The sequence below is a fragment of the Flavobacterium sp. GSP27 genome (assembly GCF_003970395.1).
Taxonomy (GTDB): domain Bacteria; phylum Bacteroidota; class Bacteroidia; order Flavobacteriales; family Flavobacteriaceae; genus Flavobacterium.
Window position 1 is genome coordinate 253,612 of record NZ_RYDP01000001.1, and the last position, 20,291, is coordinate 273,902.

Here is a 20,291-nt window from a genome sequence, read left to right on the forward strand (position 1 = left end):
ATGAACTGGATTTTATTAATTTTAGGAGGTCTTTTTGAAGTGGGTTTTGCCACTTGCTTGGGCAAAGCCAAGGAAAGTTCCGGAATGGCAGCCACATTCTGGTTGTGCGGATTCTTGATTTGTCTGGCAATAAGCATGGGATTACTTTACAAAGCCACACTCACTTTGCCTATAGGCACCGCATACGCGGTTTGGACTGGAATAGGAGCAGTGGGAACCGTATTGGTTGGAATTTTTGTGTTTAAAGAACCAGCTGATTTTTGGAGAATATTTTTCATCACTACTTTGATCAGTTCTATTATAGGATTAAAATTTGTTTCGAGTCACTAAAGTCCTATATTGAGAACGAAGCTTATTTTGACAGCAATATTATCTTGAAATTTACTCAACTGATTGGGTCCATACCGGTAAAACCCACCTAATCCAAGTCCTTTGTAAATTTGATTTAGTTCGATTCCCGATTCGAAATACCCTTTGTTCAGTGTCTTATAATCCAGTCCGATGTGCTGCTCCGGGTTTTGTAAATTACCCCAAGCCACGCGGGATACAATGACTAAAGACGGTTTTATTTTTTTGAATAATGTGACACGGCTAAACCCGTGCTTGAATTGAAAATAGGCATATTGACTGGAGAAAAACTCATTGAAAAACATGGTTTCAAAACTGTTTTTGCCTGAAAAAGTGATCCTTTGAATGATAGTTTCTTTGGTAATATTATTAGGCGAGGTGTTGTACAAATGAGTTAAGGGTATTGCGCCAAAAGAATATCCTGCCTCGAAAAGTAAGCTTGTTTTTTGACCGTTTAAATATTTTTTTTCATACTCTGTTTTAAAATCTATTTTGCTAAACTCAAAATCATTTTGCCAGATCTTGGGGAGGGATTGGGTGTATTGAAACGTAAATTTAGGAAAACGTTTTTCAACCTCAATTCGTCCCGTAGGCGTTTGCATATAATCACTAAATGGATTCCAGCGCAAAGAAACCATCGCAGTAGTCATCACGTAATTAGGATATAATTTTCCGTTTAAATTGAAAATATAATTGAATTGTGGCTCCACAGCCGTTCTAGAGAGTTCCCATAAACTTTCGGTTTTTGGAATGATTTTAGTCTCTATAAATGTTTTCCAAGTTACATAATTATAAAAAGTACTGATGTTTATAGGTCTGGGATCATAAATTTTAAAAGGCTTTTTGTCAATTGCAAATACGGTGCTGGCAATTTCTCGAAGATCATCCGTATAGGAAACTCCTATCCAGGAATTAGTAAATTTCCCTACACGTGCTGCGATGCCTAAGTTATACTTAAAATCATCATCTTTTGTTCCGTAAGCGGTGTAGCCTTCGACTCTGAAATTTTTTGAAAATCGTTCGTTTGTAGTGCCCCCAATTCCCAATCTAAATCCTTCGTAGTTATTATAGCTAAACAATTTACGTAAGTCTAAATCGAATTTTCCTATAGGTAAATACCCGTTGATAATTTTCCTGCCAAAACGGAGGCGGCTTTCAATTCTTTTTTTGATCGAAATACTGTCGAGTGCTAGATAGGTCTTTTTGCTTCGGCTGTCTAAGCTGTCTTTTCTGTAGGTGTCCCAAAAAGCTTCTGGTTTATTAACTGCATCGTCTTTGATTTCGATAGTGACGGCTGATTTTTTTATTTGGATCGGTATGTTATACTGGATTTCAAAATTGTTGGTTTGCGATAATAAATAGGTGAAATCCGAGGCTGTTTTTTTTCGTTCTTTAAAATCGTTTTCTACATCACCATCAAATTGAATCGTTCCGCCAAGGATTTTTATATCGTCATCATTTTTGCCCTTTACAATTTTAAAGGTTTTGTCCGTTGGAAACCATAATTTTTCACTGGGAATGTACTTAAAGTTATGAATTCCACTAATGTCAAGAACGCCTTTTATGCGCATTACTGCTTTGGCGACAGCAAAATTATTTTGGTCAATATAAAGTACGCCTTCCAGTCCTGACGCTCTTCTTTTTTTCTTATTCTTGAAGTAAATCATGTAGGTGTTTCTGCCGTCAATGATCAGGGAATCCAACAGTTTATAGTTGTAATCTTTTAGGGCATCATTGGCAATGGGGCTGTTGTACTTGGTCTCAAAAAGTTCGTAACGGGAATCGTAAATAGAGAAGGACTGCAAATTAAATGCAATGATTTCATAAACAGGTTGCTTGAAACCCGCCATTTTGGTACCTAATATAGTTTCTTTTAATGTGCTATTAGCAAATTGATATTGTGATACTTTTTCAGTTTGAAACAGATGTTGCTGACGTACGATATCTTTAAACTTATACTCGGAAGAGTCAATTTTTGAGAACTGATCACCGCTTGATTTTTGGACAAAAACAGAATCGATTCTCCCGTCAATGGAGTCAGGATTTGCGCTTACAATGAGTTTATTATAGGATTTAAACTCGAAACTGTAGAGTTTTTTTTGGGGGTTATTATTGTCTTTATTTTCGATCGCCTTTCGGATAATTGCCAAAGCTGGGTTTTCGTCTGGAACCACCACTTCATTCAGATCATCTGTTTTTTGAGATAGCATGACCACATAATAATTTTTGTTTTTTTCAAGGGTAATTCTGGCTTTGGTGAAACCAATATATGAAATATCAAAGGCTGTAAAGGGAATTGGAGTAACGATACTAAACTTCCCATCCACATCAGAGATGGAGTTTATACCGTCAGTTGTAGTAATCGTAGCAAATGGTAATGGTTTATTGGTTGTAGACTCTTTCACAATTCCATTGACTTGAAACTGCGCCTGTAGCGAAAGCGTTAAAAAAAAGAAGAACACACACAATTGCTTCATAAATAGGGTTTACTGCAAAACGGGTATAATCTCATTTTGGTATCGCAAAAATAACAATAAAAAAATCCGTTCCCCTAAGCGAACGGATTTTTAATAGGATTTGAAAGGGAATTACACCTTCATGATTTCAGCTTCTTTCACCACTAAAAGTTCATCTATTTTACGGATATAACTATTGGTTAAGTTTTGAACTTCTTCTTCGGCACTTTTGCAAATGTCTTCTGATGTTCCGTCTTTTTCTAATTTTTTGATCTCAGTGTTAGCATCTTTTCTGGCATTTCTGATACCCACTTTAGCGTCTTCGGCTTCAACTTTGGCTTGTTTGGCAAGATCACGTCTTCTTTCCTCAGTTAGTGCAGGAACACTGATGATAATTACATCACCGTTATTCATTGGGTTAAAACCAATGTTGGCCACCATAATTGCTTTTTCAATCACGTGCAGCATGTTTTTTTCAAAAGGTTGCAACGTAATTGTTCTTGCATCAGGCACACTGATTTTTGATACCTGCGAAAGCGGTGTTGCCGATCCGTAATAATCAACAAAAACACTTCCCAGCATGGCAGGAGATGCTTTTCCGGCACGAATATTCAAAAATTCTTTTTCTAAATGTGCAATAGAACCGGTCATGGATTCCTTGGTGCTATCTAATATAAATTCAATTTCTTCAGTCATTTTTTTAGGTTTTGGGTTTTGGGTTTTAGAAATTTGGAGCAATCCAAAAGCTATAACCAGGAACCATTAACTATATATTTACTACGGTTCCTATGTTTTCTCCTTCGCAGATTTTCAATAAATTGCCTACTTTATTCATATCAAAAACCACGATTGGTAATTTATTTTCCTGGCTTAATGTAAAAGCGGTTGTGTCCATTACATTCAATCCTTTTTTGAGGACATCTTCAAAGGAAATAAAATCGAATTTCACGGCAGATGGATTTTTTTCCGGATCACAATCATACACACCATCCACGCGAGTTCCTTTTAGAATCACATTAGCATTGATCTCAATACCCCGTAAAACGGCTGCGGTATCTGTTGTGAAATAAGGATTTCCGGTTCCGGCTCCAAAAATTACAATTCTTCCTTTCTCCAGGTGGCGGTCTGCTCTTCTTTTGATATAAGGTTCCGCAATGGATTCCATTTTTAACGCCGTTTGCAAACGGGTTTTCATTCCTTTTTCTTCCAGTGCACCCTGTAAGGCCATTCCGTTGATCACAGTGGCCAGCATTCCCATGTAATCTCCTTGGACTCTGTCCATTCCTGCGCTGGCTCCGGCAACTCCTCTAAAAATATTTCCACCACCTATTACAATCGCTATTTCTACTCCTTTATCATGAATTAGTTTAATTTCGTCAGCGTATTCAGCTAGTCTTTTTGGGTCAATTCCGTATTGCAAGTCGCCCATTAAAGCTTCTCCACTTAGTTTAAGAAGAATTCTTTTGTATTTCATGTGTGTGTTGAGTTGATTGGTGCAAATATAGACATATTCTGTTTTCTAAAAAATGCGTTATTTAAATTTTATAAATTTAGTTTTTCGTACGATTTTTTTGCGGCTTCATAGCCAATGTTAAATACGGCATCCATTTTAATTCGGTTGGTTTCAAACGTACTGTACAGGCATAAATCCTTTGGTTCTATGATCCAGTCGCAGATGTTAAATTTATGCATATTAGAATTTGCCGAAAGAATATCAAAAGCCCGAGTCGTTACCGCTTTGATCGTATTCAAATCTTTGGCGTCTATTTTTTGAATGGGACTCACGTAAACACCAATCAGGGTATCGCATTGTCCTTGCAGGATATCTGTTGGAAAATGATTTAGGATCCCTCCGTCACTATAAATGCTTCCTTTTATTTCATAAGGGGACAAAATACCCGGAAACGCCGAGGAAGCTAAAACAGCATCTGTAATTTTTGTTTCGGGGGCAAATATTTTTAGTTTTCCTCGAACCATATCGGTAGCTGTAATTTGAATTGGAATTTTTAAATCGCCCAAAACGGCCTCTCCAAAAATAGTATGAAAATAACTTTTGAAGGATTCTGAATCAATCAACCCCGCCTTTTTAAAGGTCAAATGTTTCCAATGAAAAAGATAGATCGACTTGAAAAACTCCAGAATTTCCTCCGGTGTCTTTCCCCAGGCATACATTGCACCAACAATAGCACCTGCGCTCGTGCCCGCTATCTGAGACGGGCGTATGTTTTTTTCTTCTAAAAATTTGATCACGCCAGCATGAGCAATACCCTTAGAACCGCCTCCGGAGAGAACTAATCCTATCGATTTTGTTTTTAAATCCATCTTTGTAATTTAGGATAAAAATACACTTTTTGTAGAATTGAAACTGATATAAGTCATCTTTATAGGCCAATTTTATGCTAACTTTGTGTAAACAACTTACGTATTATGAAAATTCCTGTAGCTAAAGCATTATTTAACAGTCATTCCTATACCGAATACAGAAAACTTATTTCAGATTTAATATTGGAAGGAAAATCCACAGGAAAGGAACAATCCGAAAATTTGACTCAGTATAGCACCCTGAATGAAACCCGTATGCATCGCTTGGACAAAACCATTACAATTACGGAAGAAAATCAGATTAAGTTAAAGAATCTAAAAAGTGAATACATTTGGGTGGTAATTTCAGAAGGTTGGTGCGGAGATGCTGCTCAGTTGTTGCCAATCATGAATACAATGGCAGTGCAATCTGGCAAAATTGACTTGAGAATTGTGCTGCGTGATGAAAATGAAGAATTAATGAACTTATATCTGACGAACAAAAAAAAATCAATTCCTATATTGATCGTTGTCGCTAAAACAACAGGCGCTATACTCGGTAGTTGGGGACCAAGACCTAAAGCTGCTGCTGATTTGGTTGCGGATTATAAAAAAGAATTTGGCGTTATTGACGAAACTTTAAAAACCAACTTACAACTCTGGTATTTGCACGATAAAGGGATAACAACCCAAAAGGAGTTGATTGGTTTAATGGTTAATTTAGAGGTGTAATTTTTAAGTCAATACGCATCAAATTTTGAATAGTCTAACCTATTTTGTTTAAAAAGTGATTATAGGAAGTCAAGCATGTACTTTTATGGTAGCATGTCTTAAAACCAACTATTTTAAAAAAATATCTGATATTTATCAAGTTATCGATACCACAACACCTGTTTTATTGCTATCAGAGTTGCAGATTTAGGATTATTGGTCTCAAATATAGTTCAACCGTGTAGACTAAATTCTATTTGTCAGTTATAGCAGGAATCAATTTAACAAAGTTATTCCACGAGAATCCTTTTTTTGTAGTTTTGTTAAAAAGGAATAGTTGTGATAACAGACATTAATTTATTGGATTTAAATAAAACCTATTCGTATGTGAATTATCTAACTTGGGAATTTCAGAAAAAAATGGAATTAAGAAGGGGAGAGGATTTACTTCTCCTGATCTTTCCGCATCGCATGATAATACGCAGCACGGCTCAATGGTTCGTATTCTTCGGTTTCGCCCAGCATGACGAGTTTGTCATTGTCGGTTTTGCGGAAACTGTAATTCGCGAGATTTCCCGTGCGGGTACACACGGCATGGACTTTGGTTACATATTCAGCAGTTGCCATTAAAGCAGGCATCGGGCCAAAAGGATTTCCCTTGAAATCCATATCCAATCCGGCTACAATAACACGGATTCCCTGATTGGCCAAATCGTTACAGATCTTGACAATTTCGTCATCGAAAAACTGTGCTTCGTCAATGCCCACTACATCACAACCTTGCGCCAAAATTGCAATATTTGCGGCAGCGGGAACGGGCGTAGAACGGATTTCATTAGCATCATGAGAGACCACCATTTCATCATCATAGCGGGTGTCGATTGCTGGTTTGAAAATTTCGACTTTTTGCTTGGCAAATTGCGCTCTTCTCAAACGACGGATCAATTCTTCGGTCTTACCCGAAAACATGGAGCCACAAATGACTTCGATCCAACCAAATTGTTCTTTGTGATTTACTGTATTTTCGAGAAACATTTTGTATTTTTCTGACTTAAAAAATGAATAGTTTTTATTGCTTTATAATAAAGAAACCGACTTAAAAATTGTATACTTTTACGTCGTTTCAAAAGTATAAAATTTATATCAAATGGGAGATTCGAGAGCACTTATTTAAAAAAATAAAAATCGTGTTCACAAAGATTCCCTTTTCTTGGGACGATATCAAACGGAATACGAAAACGCATCAAAAAAGACCCGCTTAACACCCTATAATTTCAACAGACATGAAAAAAAAATTGGAAGCCGATTTAATCAGCATTGCACACAGAATATTACAGCTAAAAAATAAATCTGATATCAATCAATTATATCTGGAAACACAGAAGTTATATGAAAAACTTTCTGTCTTACGATTTGTGGAAGAACATTTCAGTGAAGCAAAACCAACCATTGGTATAACGGAAATCAGCAGAGAAATCGCAGCTGTTTTTGATACAACTGATTCCGTTCAACCACAAACAGTTGCGGTACTAGAAGAAACAATAGTTGAAGAAACAGTAGAAACGACTTTGGAACAAACCCAAGAAATAACTCCTTCAGAGGAACCGGATCCAGTTGCAACGGAAGAAGAAAGTGCCGTGGAAGTCCAAGAAACTGAAGCTGATAAAATTCCTGAAGAGGAAATAATTATTGAGGAAGCAGCTGCTGAGAAAACTATCGAAATGCCTTTAGAGCAAGCCGAAGCGCTACTTGAGGAGCATGAAAAAGAAGAGGAAATGGTAGTCGGCGAAACAGTTGTTGCTACGGAAACGGAAGCAGAGGATGAGACAGCAGAACCGGAAGCGCCTTTTGAACCTGCTTTTGAATTATCACAGGAAGAAGAAACGCAGACGGAATTGGAAATGCCAAAGAAAGCGCAAGCGGTGCAAATCTCTTTTGAGGATTTATTAGGAGGCAATTATCACGACACGCTTTTTGTAAAAAAACAGCAAGTAGATAACATTCCAACAGCAATAGTTATTGAAACTCCAAAAGAAAATCTACAACCTGAAGAACCGGAATCAGAAAGTACTCCCGCAGCACCAACCGAAAAAGCAGAGTCAAAAATAGTTTCGCTGAACGAAAAATTAGCCAAAGGAATCAATATCGATTTAAATGACCGCATTGCTTTTATAAAACATCTTTTTGGAAACAGCAGCGAAGATTACAACCGCGTTTTAAATCAATTAATCACATTTGATACCTTCTATGAAACCAGAGATTTTATCCAGGAAATGGTAAAACCGGACTATAACAACTGGGAAGGAAAACAAGAGTATGAAGAACGTTTTATGGATATTATAGAGAAAAAATTTTTGTAAATCGCCTTGAATTGTTCTGAATATACATTTGAACAAATACAGACTTTCTTTAAATTTTGTATTTAATTATTTTATCTATGTCAAAATTATACATCGTTCCTACGCCTATTGGCAATCTCGAAGATATGACTTTTCGAGCGATTCGGATTCTTAAAGAAGTCGATTTGATTCTCGCCGAAGATACGCGTACAAGCGGAAAATTGTTAAAGCATTTCGAAATTGGCACTCACATGTACAGCCATCACATGCACAACGAACACAAAACCATCGAGAATTTAATTTCGAGGTTAAAAGCCGGAGAAAATATCGCCTTAATCTCAGATGCAGGAACGCCAGCGATTTCTGATCCTGGTTTTTTACTGACCCGCGCTTGTGTTGAAAACGGAATTGATGTGGAATGTTTACCGGGTGCAACGGCGTTTGTTCCGGCATTAGTCAACAGTGGTTTACCCAATGATAAATTTGTTTTCGAAGGTTTTTTGCCTGATAAAAAAGGACGTCAAACTAGATATTTAGCGTTGGCAGAAGAAACCAGAACGATGATTTTATATGTTTCTCCACATAAATTAGTAAAAACTTTAGCGGAATTTAGTACCTTTTTTGGCGAAGACCGCCAAATATCGGTTTCCAGAGAATTATCCAAACTACACGAAGAAAATGTTCGCGGAAGCGTGAAAGAAGTGGTCGATCATTTTAATAAAATAGCGCCAAGAGGTGAAATTGTCGTCGTGATCAGTGGAAAAACTATCACTAAAGAACCTAAAAAAAGTAAATTTTCGGAAGAAGAATAACCCATAAAAAACTATGAATTTAGAATCCTTTTTAGATAAATTAAAGCAAACGCCAGAAATAATCACGTTTGCAGAAACCATCGCAACAATTGAAGATAACTACGATTTTACTCCTACGGCATTTGAGAATGGTTTGCAACACAATGCAGCTGGAGAAAATTCAGGATCTTGCAAGTTGTTTGCTTTCGCTGAAATTCAAAGTTTATCAGAAGCAGCAACATTAGCCTGTTTTGGAGCGTATTATTACGAAGATGTTTTGCAAAATCCAAACGGAACAGATCACCAAAACATCCGCAATTTCATGAAAACCGGATGGGATGGAATTGCATTTTACGGAAGTGCTTTGGTTTCAAAATAAAATTACAATCCGATGTCAGGTCGAGCGCAGTCGAGACACATCAGTTGGTCTCGACTGCGCTCGACCTGACAAAATTCCTAATACAATTTTATAATTCCTAATCAATATGCGTTGGACCCTAAAACCAAAACCTTCCGAAAATGCCGTTCAACATTTGGCGAAAGCATTGAATGTAGAAGATTTTGTGGCCACTTTATTAGTGCAACGCGGCATTGAAACTTTTGAAGATGCCAAACGATTTTTTCGTCCGAGTTTAGCTGATTTGCACGATCCGTACTTGATGAAAGATATGGAAAAAGCAGTAGCCCGAATCGAAAAAGCAATTGAAAATGAGGAAAATATTCTTGTTTTTGGCGATTATGATGTCGATGGTACCACCGCAGTTTCTCTCGTTTCTTCCTATTTAAAAACCTATTATCCAAACGTGGCGACCTACATTCCGGATCGTTATGATGAAGGGTACGGAATTTCATTTAAAGGAATTGACTTTGCTGATGACAATGGGTTTTCACTTATCATCGCTTTGGATTGTGGTATAAAATCCATTGATCATGTGGGGTATGCCAAAGCAAAAAACATCGATTTTATCATTTGTGACCACCATAGACCAGGAAATTCTCTGCCTGAAGCCGTTGCTGTTCTCGATCCAAAACGTGATGATTGTAATTATCCTTATGATGAGTTGTGTGGTTGTGGAATAGGTTTCAAATTGATTCAGGCTTTGGGTGTCAACCGAAACCAGACAATTGAGGATTTGGTTCCGTATCTGGATTTAGTATCGGCTGCCATTGCCGCTGATATCGTTCCGATGACCGGAGAAAATCGGGTGCTGGCTTATTTTGGACTGCAAGTTATAAACACGGATCCAAGACCAGGAATCAAAGCTATAATCCACCAGATAAAAAAACAAACTTTAGACATTACCGATGTTGTTTTTATCATCGCTCCCAGAATAAACGCTGCCGGACGGATCAAACACGGCAATCATGCGGTAGAATTATTAACCGAATTTGATTTTGAGCAAGCCCAACAATTTGCTTCTGAAATTGAGGCATATAATTCTGAACGAAAAGATTTAGATAAATTAATTACCAAAGAAGCGTTGCAACAGATTGAGGAAAATAATGAAAAAGAACGTTTTACTTCCGTAGTTTTTCAAGAAGATTGGCACAAAGGTGTGATTGGAATTGTCGCTTCCCGTTTGATTGAAACGTATTACCGTCCAACACTTGTTTTCACCAAAAGTGGCGATAAATATGCGGCTTCGGCACGTTCCGTAAAAGGATTTGATGTGTATAATGCACTCGAAGCGTGTACAGAATATTTGGAACAATTTGGCGGTCACATGTATGCTGCGGGAATGACATTGGCGGCAGAAAACTATCAAATCTTTAAAGACGCTTTCGAAAAAGAAGTGGAAAGAACCATTCATTCGGATATGTTGATACCCGAAATTGCAGTTGACGCCGAGATTGATTTTGCGGATATTACTCCAAAATTAATTCGGATTCTGAAACAATTTGAACCGTACGGACCACAAAATATGACCCCAATTTTCCTGACTAAAAACATCAAAGACACTGGTTATGGAAAACCTATGGGTCAAGAAGAGGAACACCTAAAACTTTTTGTCAAACAAAATAATTCCGAAGGTATTGCTGCAATTGGTTTTAACTTAGGTGACAAAATGGAACTGACTACGCATCAAAAACCTTTTCAAGCGGTCTATTGCATTGATGAAAACGAATGGAAAGGAAAAATAAGCTTGCAATTGCGATTGCGAGATATTAAAGAATGATTATTTTGATATGAAAAAAAAAGACCCGTATTCGGCACTGCGGTATAAAGAATTCAATATTTTTTTGTTATTGCGTTTTGCTATGGTTTTTGGCTGGTCGATGCAATTTATCGTCATTGAATGGGAAGTCTACAGTTTAACCAAAAACCCCTTGTCCTTAGGAATTATTGGATTAATGGAAGTTATTCCAGCCATTTCAATGGCTTTATTTGCCGGACATATAGTCGATCAAAAGGAGAAAAAAGGATTGCTATTTAAATGCATATTAGGATTTTCAATTATTAGTTTGGGCTTGTTTTTATTTACATGGCCACCCTTTATAAAAGACTTTTCTACCCAAACTATTTTATATTCTATTTACTTTTTCGTGTTTTTAGGCGGATTGGTTCGTGCTTTTCTTGGCCCGACGATATTTTCTCTTTTGTCTTTGATTGTTCCTAAAAAATTATATCCCAATGCTGCCACTTGGAGCAGTTCTGTTTGGCAAATAAGTTCCGTTTTAGGACCTGCGGTAGCCGGTTTTTCGATCAATTGGATTGGTGTTCATTGGTCCATGTCCATCGTTTTGGGGTGTTCACTTTTTGCGTTAATCGCTTTAACCCAAATTGCAACGAAACCTATTTTGAATCCAAAAATTGGCGAACCCATTATGGAAAGTTTGAAGGAAGGTGTGAAGTTTGTCTACAACAATAAAACGATTTTAGGTGCTTTATCACTAGATATGATTGCCGTCCTTTTTGGAGGAGCTGTAGCGCTGTTACCCATTTTTGCACAGGATATTTTGAAAGTCGGTCCCCAAGAGTTTGGTGTTTTGAGAGCCGCACCGGCAGTTGGCGCATTTTTGATGCTAATAATATCCGCTTATATTCCTTTTACCAAAAATGCAGGTATGAAATTGTTATCGGCAATTTTTGCGTTTGGGATTTGTATTATCGTTTTTGGACTTTCATCGATTTTTTGGTTGTCAGTTGCGGCTTTATTTTTAAGCGGTGTTTTCGATGGGATTTCGGTGGTGATACGCCAAACTATTTTGCAATTGAAAACTCCGGATCACATGAGAGGCCGAGTTGCAGCCGTGAATTCTATATTTGTGGGTTCCTCTAATGAATTGGGTGCTTTCGAAAGTGGATTAACCGCAAAGCTGATGGGAACTGTTAGCGCAGTGGTCTTTGGTGGAAGCATGACACTGATTACTGTATTTATTACAGGAGCTGTATTCCCTACTTTTAGAAAACTGGACTTGCAAAAAGATATTGAGGAACATGAAAATAGCGAGTAATATTGTCATTGCTTCGCCAGTTTGCTATCACTCGAGTCCGACAAGGGGGAATCACACAATTTGAATAACTTGATGTGATTTCTCCTTCGTCGAAATGACAAACTGCACGGTTGTTAATTACAAAAGTAGAATGGCATTATACATGCTATATTAAAAATTTCAAGATTATTTTACCAAACTTTTATGCTTTTTTATGTTTTATTATTTAGAACAAATATAAATAATACTTATATTTGCTTCAAACTAATGAAACATGCAAGAAATAAAACAAATATATCATAACAATTTAGGCACTGCTTTCTACTGGAGAAAAGATAATGACGTTGTACTGGACAAAGTCCAATTGGTTTTTAGAGAAATGGGTTTTTATTTTACCCAACAGGAACTGCAACTATTTAAACGTTGTATTGAAGACAGCTACATCCAAAACAGATGTTGCGATGATTGTGAACTGAAAAACAAATGCCACAAATTTTTACTAAAAACACCTTGTTCCCAAATTGATTTGGCCGTTTCCATGGAAGAATTAGATGCCGTAAAAGATTTGGTAGAAGGCACTTTGTTTAAAATAAATCTAGATGATTATTTGTATGGAGAGGGAATGAATTAGGGTTGAGTTATTAATTTCAACTTCAATCTTTTATAAACAGTTTGTAGTTTTAGACACGAGCGAGGTGCTCGTGCCAGCTGGGGGAATCACGTTTTAAATATTCAATCTCTCTTTTTGCTAATTCTAAATATTTTTCCATATTATTTTTTAAGTATATTGGTTTTTTGTGCGTCAAATTCTTCTTTCGTCAAAACTCCATCATCAAAAAGTTTTTTCAATTGGGTTAATTCATTTGATGCGCTATTTGTTGGTTTAACTACAATATTCTTGTTTTTATCGTTTGAAACAGACCATATTAAAGCTACTATCCAACCAATAACAGTCCAACCTAATAGAAAGTTTAAAATGATTATTGAACCCGCATTTCTTAATTTATAACCTAAAATACTGGGTAAAAAATAAAGAGCTATTAATGAAATTATAATGATTGTTTGCATATTTTCTATTTAAGATTAATTTCTACTAAACTGTACACCAACTCGTTTATAGATATGACATGATCAGCACAATCCTGCCAAATTTATAGAGATTGAAAATCGAATCAATCAAATATTACCTAAATCAAATATACAAAAAAAGAAAACGTCAACGGAGAAGCATTCGCATATTTATAAGTTTTTTATGCAATAAAAAGAAAGGAGGTCAATACTAAAATACTCGAAAATTTCTTAATACTTTTTGATTTCAAAATTCTCGCCGTCAAAAATGCCATAAGTAAAATACGTAATCCAGTCACCTAAATTCACATATTCGGCATTTTCTCCTACTGTTACTTTCATAGGCAAATGACGATGGCCAAAAATAAGGTAATTGTAGTGTTTGGTTTCTAATTTTCTTTTGGAATACAGAATTAACCATTCATTGTCTTCACCCAGAAAAGTCACATCTTCATCACCAGAGATCAGTTTGTTTTTTACGGACAGGTATTGCGCCAGTTTAACTCCAATATCCGGATGCAACCATCTGAAAAGCCATTTGAAAAACGGATTGGCAAACACTTTTTTCATGCGTTTGTACCCTAGATCTCCAGGACCTTTTCCATCACCGTGGCCAATAAGGAATGTTTTATCTCCAAAAGTATATTCTTGATTGTCATGAAAAACTGGAATGTTCAATTCCTTCTGAAAATAATCTTCCATCCATAAATCATGGTTTCCCACGAAGAAATAAATAGGGATTCCACTGTCTCGGATTTCGGCCAATTTACCTAAAATACGGATAAACCCTTTTGGAACTACGGTTTTGTATTCGAACCAAAAATCAAATAAATCGCCCAATAGAAAAATAGCTTCAGCATCGTCTTTTACTTCGTCGAGCCAAGCTACGAATTTTTGTTCTCTCGGGAAACTCAATTCGGGTGTCGGTGCTCCAAAATGCTGGTCGGAGGCAAAATATATTTTTTTGTTATTGTGTAATTGCATGAAGTTACAGTATGGATTTCACATTATCACTGGCAAACCATTCCGCGAAAGAAGATTCGGTTTCTTGTAATTTCAAAGAGAAAAGGGTGATTCCTTCGGGTAATCTTCTGATGATTCTTTGAGAAAAATCAACTACCATATTTTCGCTTGTTGGTTGGTACTCTACTAAAATAACATGGTGTCCGCGAACTATTAATTCGTTTGCCAATTCGATATGCGGGGTTGTTCCGTTGAAAACAGTCGCATGGTCAAACTGATCTACTATTTCTTCTTTTACAATTTTCTTTAAATCCGTGAAGTCAATCACCATTCCAAATTTCACATTAGAGCGATCTGAAATTGGGGTTCCAATTACCGTTACTGACAATTTATAACTATGTCCGTGGACATTTTTACATTTCCCATCATAGCCATATAAGGCGTGTCCGGTTTCGAAACTAAATTGTTTAGTAATTCTGATATTGCTCATTGGAGTTTAATTTTGATGCAAATTTAGCAAATTGATATGAGAAATGGGATGTAAATATTTTCCCTCCCCAACCCTCCCCAAAGTGGAGGGAGATAGGATGAAATTATTTTGTTTGTAATCCGAATTTGATAATCCACAAATGTTCTAGCCCTGATGGAAACGGCATCCTTTTTATAAGGTGATTTTTTTCCACCTTATAAAAAGATATAGTGTACAGCAGGAAATAGCTCCTGAAATAAATTCAGAATAAATCCTTCGAAAATCACTTTTTGAATTGGGACAATGCTTTTCTGGTAAAATCAGACAACACCAATTTACCCGAAATCGCGGCGCGTTCTAGCAACAATGTATCCCAATGTTGCGTTCCTTCCCAGAAAACCTTTTTCATCTCCAATAAACCTTTTGGATTGTAACCGGATAATTTACCAGTGAAATCAGCTATTGCGGCATCCAGTTCTGTTATGGTTTCAAAAGTATTAGCGTATAATCCTTTGGCTGTGGCCCAATCAGCAGTTTTCCATTCATGGGCTGCGAGGGTCATTTCGGCCATTGCCGTTTTTCCGATTTTCTTCGAAACGACAGGTTCTATTACAAAGGGACCAATTCCGATGGCCAATTCTGATAGTTTTATTGATGCATTTTTTGTCGCCAATGCATAATCACAGGCGGAAGCAATTCCTATGCCTCCACCAACTGCTTTTCCATGAATGCGCCCGACGATAAGCTTGGAACATGAACGCATTGCATTGATCAAATGCGCAAATCCAGAAAAAAATTGTGTTCCTGCTTCTTCATTGGAAACAGCTAAAAGTTCATCAAAAGAAGCACCCGCACAAAAGGCACCCGAGCCTTCACTTTGTATAACTATCACCGAAACGGCTGGATCGGCACTTAAATTATTGAATTCAGTAGTGAGTCGATCCAACAATTCTCTTGGAAAAGAATTGCTCGAAGGATGACCAAATGTAACGGTAGCAATATTATTTTCAATTGTTGTGAAGAGCGAACCTATTGGGTTTTCTGATACCATAGTGGGGATTTTGATGTAAAGTTAAAAAAAGTAAAGGAGGATTTGACTTTTTTTCAAATAGAATGGATTTGTATTTTGAAATTTGCTTTTTGGGAAATTTATATGTTATATTTGCGAACTAGTTTGGGGGATTAGCTCATTTGGCTAGAGTACTTGCCTGGCAGGCAAGGGGTGACCGGTTCGAATCCGGTATTCTCCACAAAATAAAACCGTAAAATCTTTTAATTAAGAGTTTACGGTTTTTTATTTTTAGAAATTATCTGATTACTTTTTAAGACTGCTACAAACTATTTTGGATATTCAATTTTTCCTACTTGTCGCATCACGCGTACAATTTTAGCTTTTCGCCTGTTGATATACGTGGAAGAACTAGTCGCCGAATATTTTCTTGGATTGGGTAATATCGCGGCTATTCCTGCAGCCTGGATTAGTGTTAAACTGGAAGCATCTTTTCGATACCAATGTTCGGTGGCTGCTTGAGCTCCATAGACACCATTCCCCATTTCGATACTGTTCAAGTAGACTTCCATAATGCGTTCCTTTCCCCAAATGATTTCAATCAGAAGAGTGAAATATGCTTCCAATCCTTTTCTCAAATAACTGCGGCCTTGCCAAAGAAATACGTTTTTGGCCGTTTGTTGTGATATTGTGCTTCCTCCTTTTATTCTTCGGCCTCGTTCATTGCTTTTATACGCTTTTTGCATGGCTACAAAATCAAAACCATTATGTTTCAGGAACGTTCCATCTTCACTGGCAATCACGGCTTTTTGAAGATTCATCGAGATGTTTTCAATAGGTTCCCAGTCGTGGCTATAGAAAACTTCTTTCCCACCTACTTTATTTTCAATTGCACGAATCACCATTAATGGGGTAAACGGAACGGGTACAAATTTAAAAAATACCACAAAAAATAAAGAGAGTCCGATGAACCACAACAATATTTTGAATAAAAAACGAATTAGTTTGCTCATAAAAGAGGTTGTTTCTTTTTTAATGGGTTGTTTTGATTTCCTGGGTGTTATTTTCGTTGCCATTATACTAAATCTGCTAATTCTGTTCCAATTAAACTTCCTATTGCCACTCCCATTCCACCCAATCGCACACCGCAATAGACATTATCTGACAGTTGTGAAACGATAGGACTTTTGCTGTTACCAACACCCATAATGCCGCTCCAACGGTGTGCAATTTGGAAATCCTGATTCGGCAAAATTACTTCTTTTAATAATTGTTCCAATTTATTTTGGACAATTTCTGTTTGTCCAAATTCAGTTGTATTTTCCGTTTCAAAATCCAGATTTCTTCCTCCGCCCAGTAGTATTCTATCGCCAATATTCCTAAAATAATAATACCCTCTATCCAAGTGAAAAGTTCCTTTTATATTTAAGTTTTTGATAGGCTCCGTAATTAAAACTTGTGCTCTGGCCGGTTTAACCGCACCATTTGTCAATGTATTAGCAAAACCATTTGTTGCAAACAGTATTTTCTGGGTACTAAAACTAAAATCAGCAAGTGCCACTTCCACTTTATTCCCGTTGTCGAAATAGGAGGTAACGGTTTGTTGATTCAGGATTAAAATATTTTTAGAAACCGCTTCTTTCAACAACGCCTGCATCATATTTCCGGTATCTATTTGTGCTTCAAACGGATTGAAAACTAAATATTCCTCTATCCCGCTAAACCCAAAACAGTTTACTTCCATGGCGAAAACATCGGCTTTGAAAAGTGGTCTTAAGATTTCATTGATAAATGGTAATTTTCCAGCACATTCATTATAGCTACTTTCATCTGCTTTTAAAAACAACTCATATCCGCCGTACGGTTTAAAATCTATCGTGTCATCACCCAATCTTTTTCGCAACAACTGCAAGCCTTGCCACCGTTTTTGAACGAGATGAATGACTTCCTCTTCCGAGTGGGATTTTAAATCATCGATGATTTCTGAGAGACTTCCAAAACAAGCAAAACCGGCATTTTTAGTACTCGCGCCCTGCGGCAACATTCCTTTTTCCAACACTAGAATTTTGCTTTCAGGGAATCTTTCGCGCAAGCGTAATGCAGCATGTAAGCCCACAATACCGCTTCCTACGATGGTATAATTTACATCAGTAAACCAGTTTTTCAACTCCCAATAGCTCAAATCCATGTTTAAATATTTTTATAAAAATAATAATTTTTTGGAGCTAATACCGCTATCCGTTCTAAATAAATTCACTGAACTCCAATTAAAATAAAAGTAGTGTGAAGTAATCTTTTATTTTTTAAAGAAAAAAACAAAGGGATTTCCACTTTTATCGGGGCTAAAAAACAAGTATTAAAAACAAAAAAACATCAAATTAAATTGGCTAATTTTAGCATTCGAAAAAATAAATTATTAAAATGAACAAATTCCTATTTATACCTTTATTAATGATGAGTTTAAATGCTATGGCACAAAATGTAATGACTCCAGAACTGCTCTGGAAACTAGGAAGAGTAACCCCTTTAGGCATTTCCAAAGATGGAAAAAATGTAGTGTATAAAGTAACAACTCCTTCTGTTCAAGAAAATAAATCGGATACAAAATTCTACACTTTACCCGTAAATGGCGGAAATCCAACCGAAGTAAAAGATACCGCAGCCCTGTTAAAAGATAAAAACAGGTCTCCTGACGGGAAATATATCGTTTACAATGAAGAAGTAAAAATGGAGAACGTTCATGGAAAAGATTTTTATCCAGAATTAGTAAAATCAGATGTTCAAATCTATGACGGATTGAATTATCGTCATTGGGATACCTGGAATGAAGGCAAATACAACCATGTTTTTTATAAAGAAAACAAAGAAGGCGCCATGGGAATTGACATTCTGAAAGGCGAAAATTTCGACAGTCCACAAAAACCTTTTGGTGGTGATGAAGATTACATTTGGTCGCCAGACAGCAAAAGTATTCTGTACGTAAGCAAGAAAAAAGCAGGAACTGACTATGCTCTTTCTACCAACACCAATATCTATGAATACAACCTGAAAACTGGGAAAACCAGCAATAGAACGGAAGAAAACCTTGGATATGATACCGCTCCACAATTTTCTCCAACCGGAAATTTGACTTGGTTGCAAATGAAACGAGATGGGTATGAGGCAGATAAAAACGACCTGATAGTTAGTTTCAAAGGAATGAAAATGAACTTAACGACCAATTGGGATGGAACAGTAGACAATTTTATCTGGAGTAGTGACGGGGGAAAAATATTTTTTGTTGCCCCTGTAGACGGAACAAAGCAGTTGTTTGAAGTTAATTTTCCTGGTCTGACCAATCCAGAAGCTTCGGGAGCAATTACCGTTCGCCAAGTCACCAATGGAGAATTTGATGTCAATGATTTAGTTGGGTTTTCCGGTGATAATATCATTGTAACGAGAACCGACATGAATCATGCGGCAGAACTTTTTTCTTATAATCTGAAGAAAAAGACTTGGAAACAACTGTCTAATGTCAATACTACAATTTATAATTCTTTGGCGCTAAGCAAAACCGAAAGAAGATATGTTACGACAACAGATGGCAAAAAAATGTTAGTTTGGGTGGTTCTTCCTCCTAATTTTGATGCTTCAAAAAAATACCCAACGCTTTTGTATTGTCAAGGCGGACCTCAATCTCCATTGACACAATTTTATTCCTTCCGATGGAATTTACAGCTGATGGCTGCCAACGGCTATATTGTTGTGGCTCCTAACCGTCGTGGAATGCAAGGTCATGGCGTGGAATGGAATGAGCAAATCAGCAAAGATTGGGGCGGACAAGTAATTGATGACTACCTGTCAGCGATTGATGCTGTTGCTAAGGAAAAATATGTTGATGCCACTCGTTTAGGATGCGTTGGTGCCAGTTACGGCGGGTATTCTGTTTTCTATCTGGCCGGAATGCACAACAACCGATTCAAAACCTTCATTGCCCATGATGGTGTTTTTAACACCCAAAGCATGTTTGGGACTACCGAAGAAGTTTTCTTTAGCAATTGGGATTTTGGCGGTGCTTATTGGGAAAAAGACAATGCTGTAGCGCAAAAAACCTACACGACATTCAACCCAATGACTCTGGTAGAGAAATGGAACAAACCTATTTTAATTATTCAAGGCGGAAAAGATTTTCGTGTACCAATAGGACAAGGACAGGAAGCGTTCCAAGCAGCACAATTACGAGGAATAAAAAGTAGATTTTTGTATTTCCCGGAAGAAAATCACTGGGTACTAAAACCTCAAAATGCGCAGGTTTGGCAAGGTGAATTTTTCAAATGGCTCAAAGAAACCTTGTAGAAATCATTTTAAAAATAGGAAGCCTCACTTTTTCGTGGGGTTTTTTGTTTGTGTCAAAATATTTTG

General features: G+C 36.9%; 20 protein-coding genes and 1 tRNA gene. 10 read left to right on the top strand and 11 right to left on the bottom strand.

Features of this window, described 5'->3' with window-relative positions:
* Window positions 1–330: a multidrug efflux SMR transporter gene (locus EKM05_RS01150; protein WP_126457989.1), complete on the top strand. Its 330-nt coding sequence runs from the start codon at window positions 1–3 to the stop codon at window positions 328–330.
* Here EKM05_RS01150 and EKM05_RS01155 read toward each other — a convergent pair.
* The 4 genes from EKM05_RS01155 to EKM05_RS01170 form a co-directional block, all read right to left on the bottom strand.
* Complete coding sequence (locus EKM05_RS01155; protein ID WP_126552993.1) at window positions 327–2,825, bottom strand: DUF5686 family protein; 2,499 nt, start codon at window positions 2,823–2,825, stop codon at window positions 327–329. The two genes, EKM05_RS01150 and EKM05_RS01155, sit on opposite strands and share 4 nt — an antisense overlap.
* Before the next feature lie 111 nt (window positions 2,826–2,936).
* Window positions 2,937–3,500 (bottom strand): ribosome recycling factor, encoded by a 564-nt coding sequence (gene frr, locus EKM05_RS01160; RefSeq protein ID WP_126552995.1) that lies wholly within the window; start codon window positions 3,498–3,500, stop codon window positions 2,937–2,939.
* A 70-nt stretch (window positions 3,501–3,570) separates the two neighbouring features.
* Window positions 3,571–4,278 carry a UMP kinase gene (gene pyrH / locus EKM05_RS01165; protein WP_126458007.1) on the bottom strand — a complete coding sequence of 236 codons (708 nt, stop codon included), beginning with the start codon at window positions 4,276–4,278 and terminating at the stop codon, window positions 3,571–3,573.
* A 68-nt stretch (window positions 4,279–4,346) separates the two neighbouring features.
* Entirely contained in the window at window positions 4,347–5,126 is a 780-nt protein-coding gene (locus EKM05_RS01170) for a patatin-like phospholipase family protein (protein ID WP_126451957.1), read from the bottom strand.
* A gap of 105 nt (window positions 5,127–5,231) precedes the next feature.
* Here EKM05_RS01170 and EKM05_RS01175 point away from each other — a divergent pair, with 105 nt between their 5' ends.
* Complete coding sequence (locus EKM05_RS01175) at window positions 5,232–5,837, top strand: thioredoxin family protein (protein ID WP_126552997.1); 606 nt, start codon at window positions 5,232–5,234, stop codon at window positions 5,835–5,837.
* A gap of 423 nt (window positions 5,838–6,260) precedes the next feature.
* Here EKM05_RS01175 and EKM05_RS01180 read toward each other — a convergent pair whose 3' ends face one another.
* A complete protein-coding gene (locus EKM05_RS01180; protein ID WP_126451959.1) occupies window positions 6,261–6,851 on the bottom strand; it encodes a thymidine kinase in 591 nt (196 codons plus the stop codon).
* A gap of 248 nt (window positions 6,852–7,099) precedes the next feature.
* On the opposite strand from EKM05_RS01180, the gene EKM05_RS01185 reads away from it, so the two are divergent.
* The 6 genes from EKM05_RS01185 (at window position 7,100) to EKM05_RS01210 (ending at window position 13,012) form a co-directional block, all read left to right on the top strand.
* Window positions 7,100–8,176 carry a hypothetical protein gene (locus EKM05_RS01185; RefSeq protein WP_126552999.1) on the top strand — a complete coding sequence of 359 codons (1,077 nt, stop codon included), beginning with the start codon at window positions 7,100–7,102 and terminating at the stop codon, window positions 8,174–8,176.
* A 77-nt stretch (window positions 8,177–8,253) separates the two neighbouring features.
* On the top strand, window positions 8,254–8,967 hold the full coding sequence (gene rsmI, locus EKM05_RS01190; protein ID WP_126553001.1) for a 16S rRNA (cytidine(1402)-2'-O)-methyltransferase: 714 nt from the start codon (window positions 8,254–8,256) through the stop codon (window positions 8,965–8,967).
* A 13-nt stretch (window positions 8,968–8,980) separates the two neighbouring features.
* Window positions 8,981–9,325 (top strand): HopJ type III effector protein, encoded by a 345-nt coding sequence (locus tag EKM05_RS01195; protein WP_126553003.1) that lies wholly within the window; start codon window positions 8,981–8,983, stop codon window positions 9,323–9,325.
* Between the two features lie 106 nt (window positions 9,326–9,431).
* Complete coding sequence (recJ, locus tag EKM05_RS01200; RefSeq protein WP_126553005.1) at window positions 9,432–11,123, top strand: single-stranded-DNA-specific exonuclease RecJ; 1,692 nt, start codon at window positions 9,432–9,434, stop codon at window positions 11,121–11,123.
* Between the two features lie 10 nt (window positions 11,124–11,133).
* Window positions 11,134–12,402, top strand: coding sequence for an MFS transporter (locus EKM05_RS01205; RefSeq protein WP_126553007.1), 1,269 nt, complete (start codon window positions 11,134–11,136; stop codon window positions 12,400–12,402).
* A 253-nt stretch (window positions 12,403–12,655) separates the two neighbouring features.
* Window positions 12,656–13,012, top strand: coding sequence for a hypothetical protein (locus EKM05_RS01210; protein WP_126458028.1), 357 nt, complete (start codon window positions 12,656–12,658; stop codon window positions 13,010–13,012).
* A gap of 140 nt (window positions 13,013–13,152) precedes the next feature.
* On the opposite strand, the gene EKM05_RS01215 is transcribed toward EKM05_RS01210, so the two are convergent.
* The 4 genes from EKM05_RS01215 to EKM05_RS01230 form a co-directional block, all read right to left on the bottom strand.
* Window positions 13,153–13,449 carry a superinfection immunity protein gene (locus EKM05_RS01215; protein ID WP_126459070.1) on the bottom strand — a complete coding sequence of 99 codons (297 nt, stop codon included), beginning with the start codon at window positions 13,447–13,449 and terminating at the stop codon, window positions 13,153–13,155.
* A gap of 231 nt (window positions 13,450–13,680) precedes the next feature.
* Entirely contained in the window at window positions 13,681–14,433 is a 753-nt protein-coding gene (locus EKM05_RS01220) for a UDP-2,3-diacylglucosamine diphosphatase (RefSeq protein ID WP_126553009.1), read from the bottom strand.
* Between the two features lie 4 nt (window positions 14,434–14,437).
* The gene (locus EKM05_RS01225; RefSeq protein ID WP_126458035.1) at window positions 14,438–14,902 is read right to left on the bottom strand and encodes a 6-carboxytetrahydropterin synthase; all 465 of its coding nucleotides are present in this window, start codon (window positions 14,900–14,902) and stop codon (window positions 14,438–14,440) included.
* A gap of 262 nt (window positions 14,903–15,164) precedes the next feature.
* Window positions 15,165–15,932, bottom strand: a complete 768-nt coding sequence (locus EKM05_RS01230; protein ID WP_126553011.1) for an enoyl-CoA hydratase/isomerase family protein — start codon at window positions 15,930–15,932, stop codon at window positions 15,165–15,167.
* Window positions 15,933–16,057: 125 nt separating this feature from the next.
* Between EKM05_RS01230 and EKM05_RS01235 the strand changes: the two genes are divergently transcribed.
* Window positions 16,058–16,131, top strand: a tRNA-Ala gene (locus tag EKM05_RS01235).
* A gap of 88 nt (window positions 16,132–16,219) precedes the next feature.
* On the opposite strand, the gene mtgA is transcribed toward EKM05_RS01235, so the two are convergent.
* Together mtgA and EKM05_RS01245 are read right to left on the bottom strand one after the other, a co-directional pair.
* Entirely contained in the window at window positions 16,220–16,966 is a 747-nt protein-coding gene (mtgA, locus tag EKM05_RS01240) for a monofunctional biosynthetic peptidoglycan transglycosylase (RefSeq protein WP_126553013.1), read from the bottom strand.
* On the bottom strand, window positions 16,966–18,078 hold the full coding sequence (locus EKM05_RS01245; RefSeq protein WP_126553015.1) for an FAD-binding oxidoreductase: 1,113 nt from the start codon (window positions 18,076–18,078) through the stop codon (window positions 16,966–16,968). Before EKM05_RS01245 ends, mtgA begins: the two co-directional genes overlap by 1 nt.
* 233 nt (window positions 18,079–18,311) lie before the next feature.
* Here EKM05_RS01245 and EKM05_RS01250 point away from each other — a divergent pair, with 233 nt between their 5' ends.
* On the top strand, window positions 18,312–20,225 hold the full coding sequence (locus EKM05_RS01250; RefSeq protein ID WP_126553017.1) for a S9 family peptidase: 1,914 nt from the start codon (window positions 18,312–18,314) through the stop codon (window positions 20,223–20,225).
* Window positions 20,226–20,291 lie beyond the last annotated feature (66 nt).

What these genes read in the sequence shown, in the direction of transcription:
- EKM05_RS01150 (WP_126457989.1), top strand. Translation starts at nt 1, where the DNA reads ATGAACTGGATTTTATTAATTTTAGGAGGTCTTTTTGAAGTGGGTTTT.
- EKM05_RS01155 (WP_126552993.1), bottom strand. Translation starts at nt 2,825, where the DNA reads ATGAAGCAATTGTGTGTGTTCTTCTTTTTTTTAACGCTTTCGCTACAG.
- frr (WP_126552995.1), bottom strand. Translation starts at nt 3,500, where the DNA reads ATGACTGAAGAAATTGAATTTATATTAGATAGCACCAAGGAATCCATG.
- pyrH (WP_126458007.1), bottom strand. Translation starts at nt 4,278, where the DNA reads ATGAAATACAAAAGAATTCTTCTTAAACTAAGTGGAGAAGCTTTAATG.
- EKM05_RS01170 (WP_126451957.1), bottom strand. Translation starts at nt 5,126, where the DNA reads ATGGATTTAAAAACAAAATCGATAGGATTAGTTCTCTCCGGAGGCGGT.
- EKM05_RS01175 (WP_126552997.1), top strand. Translation starts at nt 5,232, where the DNA reads ATGAAAATTCCTGTAGCTAAAGCATTATTTAACAGTCATTCCTATACC.
- EKM05_RS01180 (WP_126451959.1), bottom strand. Translation starts at nt 6,851, where the DNA reads ATGTTTCTCGAAAATACAGTAAATCACAAAGAACAATTTGGTTGGATC.
- EKM05_RS01185 (WP_126552999.1), top strand. Translation starts at nt 7,100, where the DNA reads ATGAAAAAAAAATTGGAAGCCGATTTAATCAGCATTGCACACAGAATA.
- rsmI (WP_126553001.1), top strand. Translation starts at nt 8,254, where the DNA reads ATGTCAAAATTATACATCGTTCCTACGCCTATTGGCAATCTCGAAGAT.
- EKM05_RS01195 (WP_126553003.1), top strand. Translation starts at nt 8,981, where the DNA reads ATGAATTTAGAATCCTTTTTAGATAAATTAAAGCAAACGCCAGAAATA.
- recJ (WP_126553005.1), top strand. Translation starts at nt 9,432, where the DNA reads ATGCGTTGGACCCTAAAACCAAAACCTTCCGAAAATGCCGTTCAACAT.
- EKM05_RS01205 (WP_126553007.1), top strand. Translation starts at nt 11,134, where the DNA reads ATGAAAAAAAAAGACCCGTATTCGGCACTGCGGTATAAAGAATTCAAT.
- EKM05_RS01210 (WP_126458028.1), top strand. Translation starts at nt 12,656, where the DNA reads ATGCAAGAAATAAAACAAATATATCATAACAATTTAGGCACTGCTTTC.
- EKM05_RS01215 (WP_126459070.1), bottom strand. Translation starts at nt 13,449, where the DNA reads ATGCAAACAATCATTATAATTTCATTAATAGCTCTTTATTTTTTACCC.
- EKM05_RS01220 (WP_126553009.1), bottom strand. Translation starts at nt 14,433, where the DNA reads ATGCAATTACACAATAACAAAAAAATATATTTTGCCTCCGACCAGCAT.
- EKM05_RS01225 (WP_126458035.1), bottom strand. Translation starts at nt 14,902, where the DNA reads ATGAGCAATATCAGAATTACTAAACAATTTAGTTTCGAAACCGGACAC.
- EKM05_RS01230 (WP_126553011.1), bottom strand. Translation starts at nt 15,932, where the DNA reads ATGGTATCAGAAAACCCAATAGGTTCGCTCTTCACAACAATTGAAAAT.
- mtgA (WP_126553013.1), bottom strand. Translation starts at nt 16,966, where the DNA reads ATGGCAACGAAAATAACACCCAGGAAATCAAAACAACCCATTAAAAAA.
- EKM05_RS01245 (WP_126553015.1), bottom strand. Translation starts at nt 18,078, where the DNA reads ATGGATTTGAGCTATTGGGAGTTGAAAAACTGGTTTACTGATGTAAAT.
- EKM05_RS01250 (WP_126553017.1), top strand. Translation starts at nt 18,312, where the DNA reads ATGAACAAATTCCTATTTATACCTTTATTAATGATGAGTTTAAATGCT.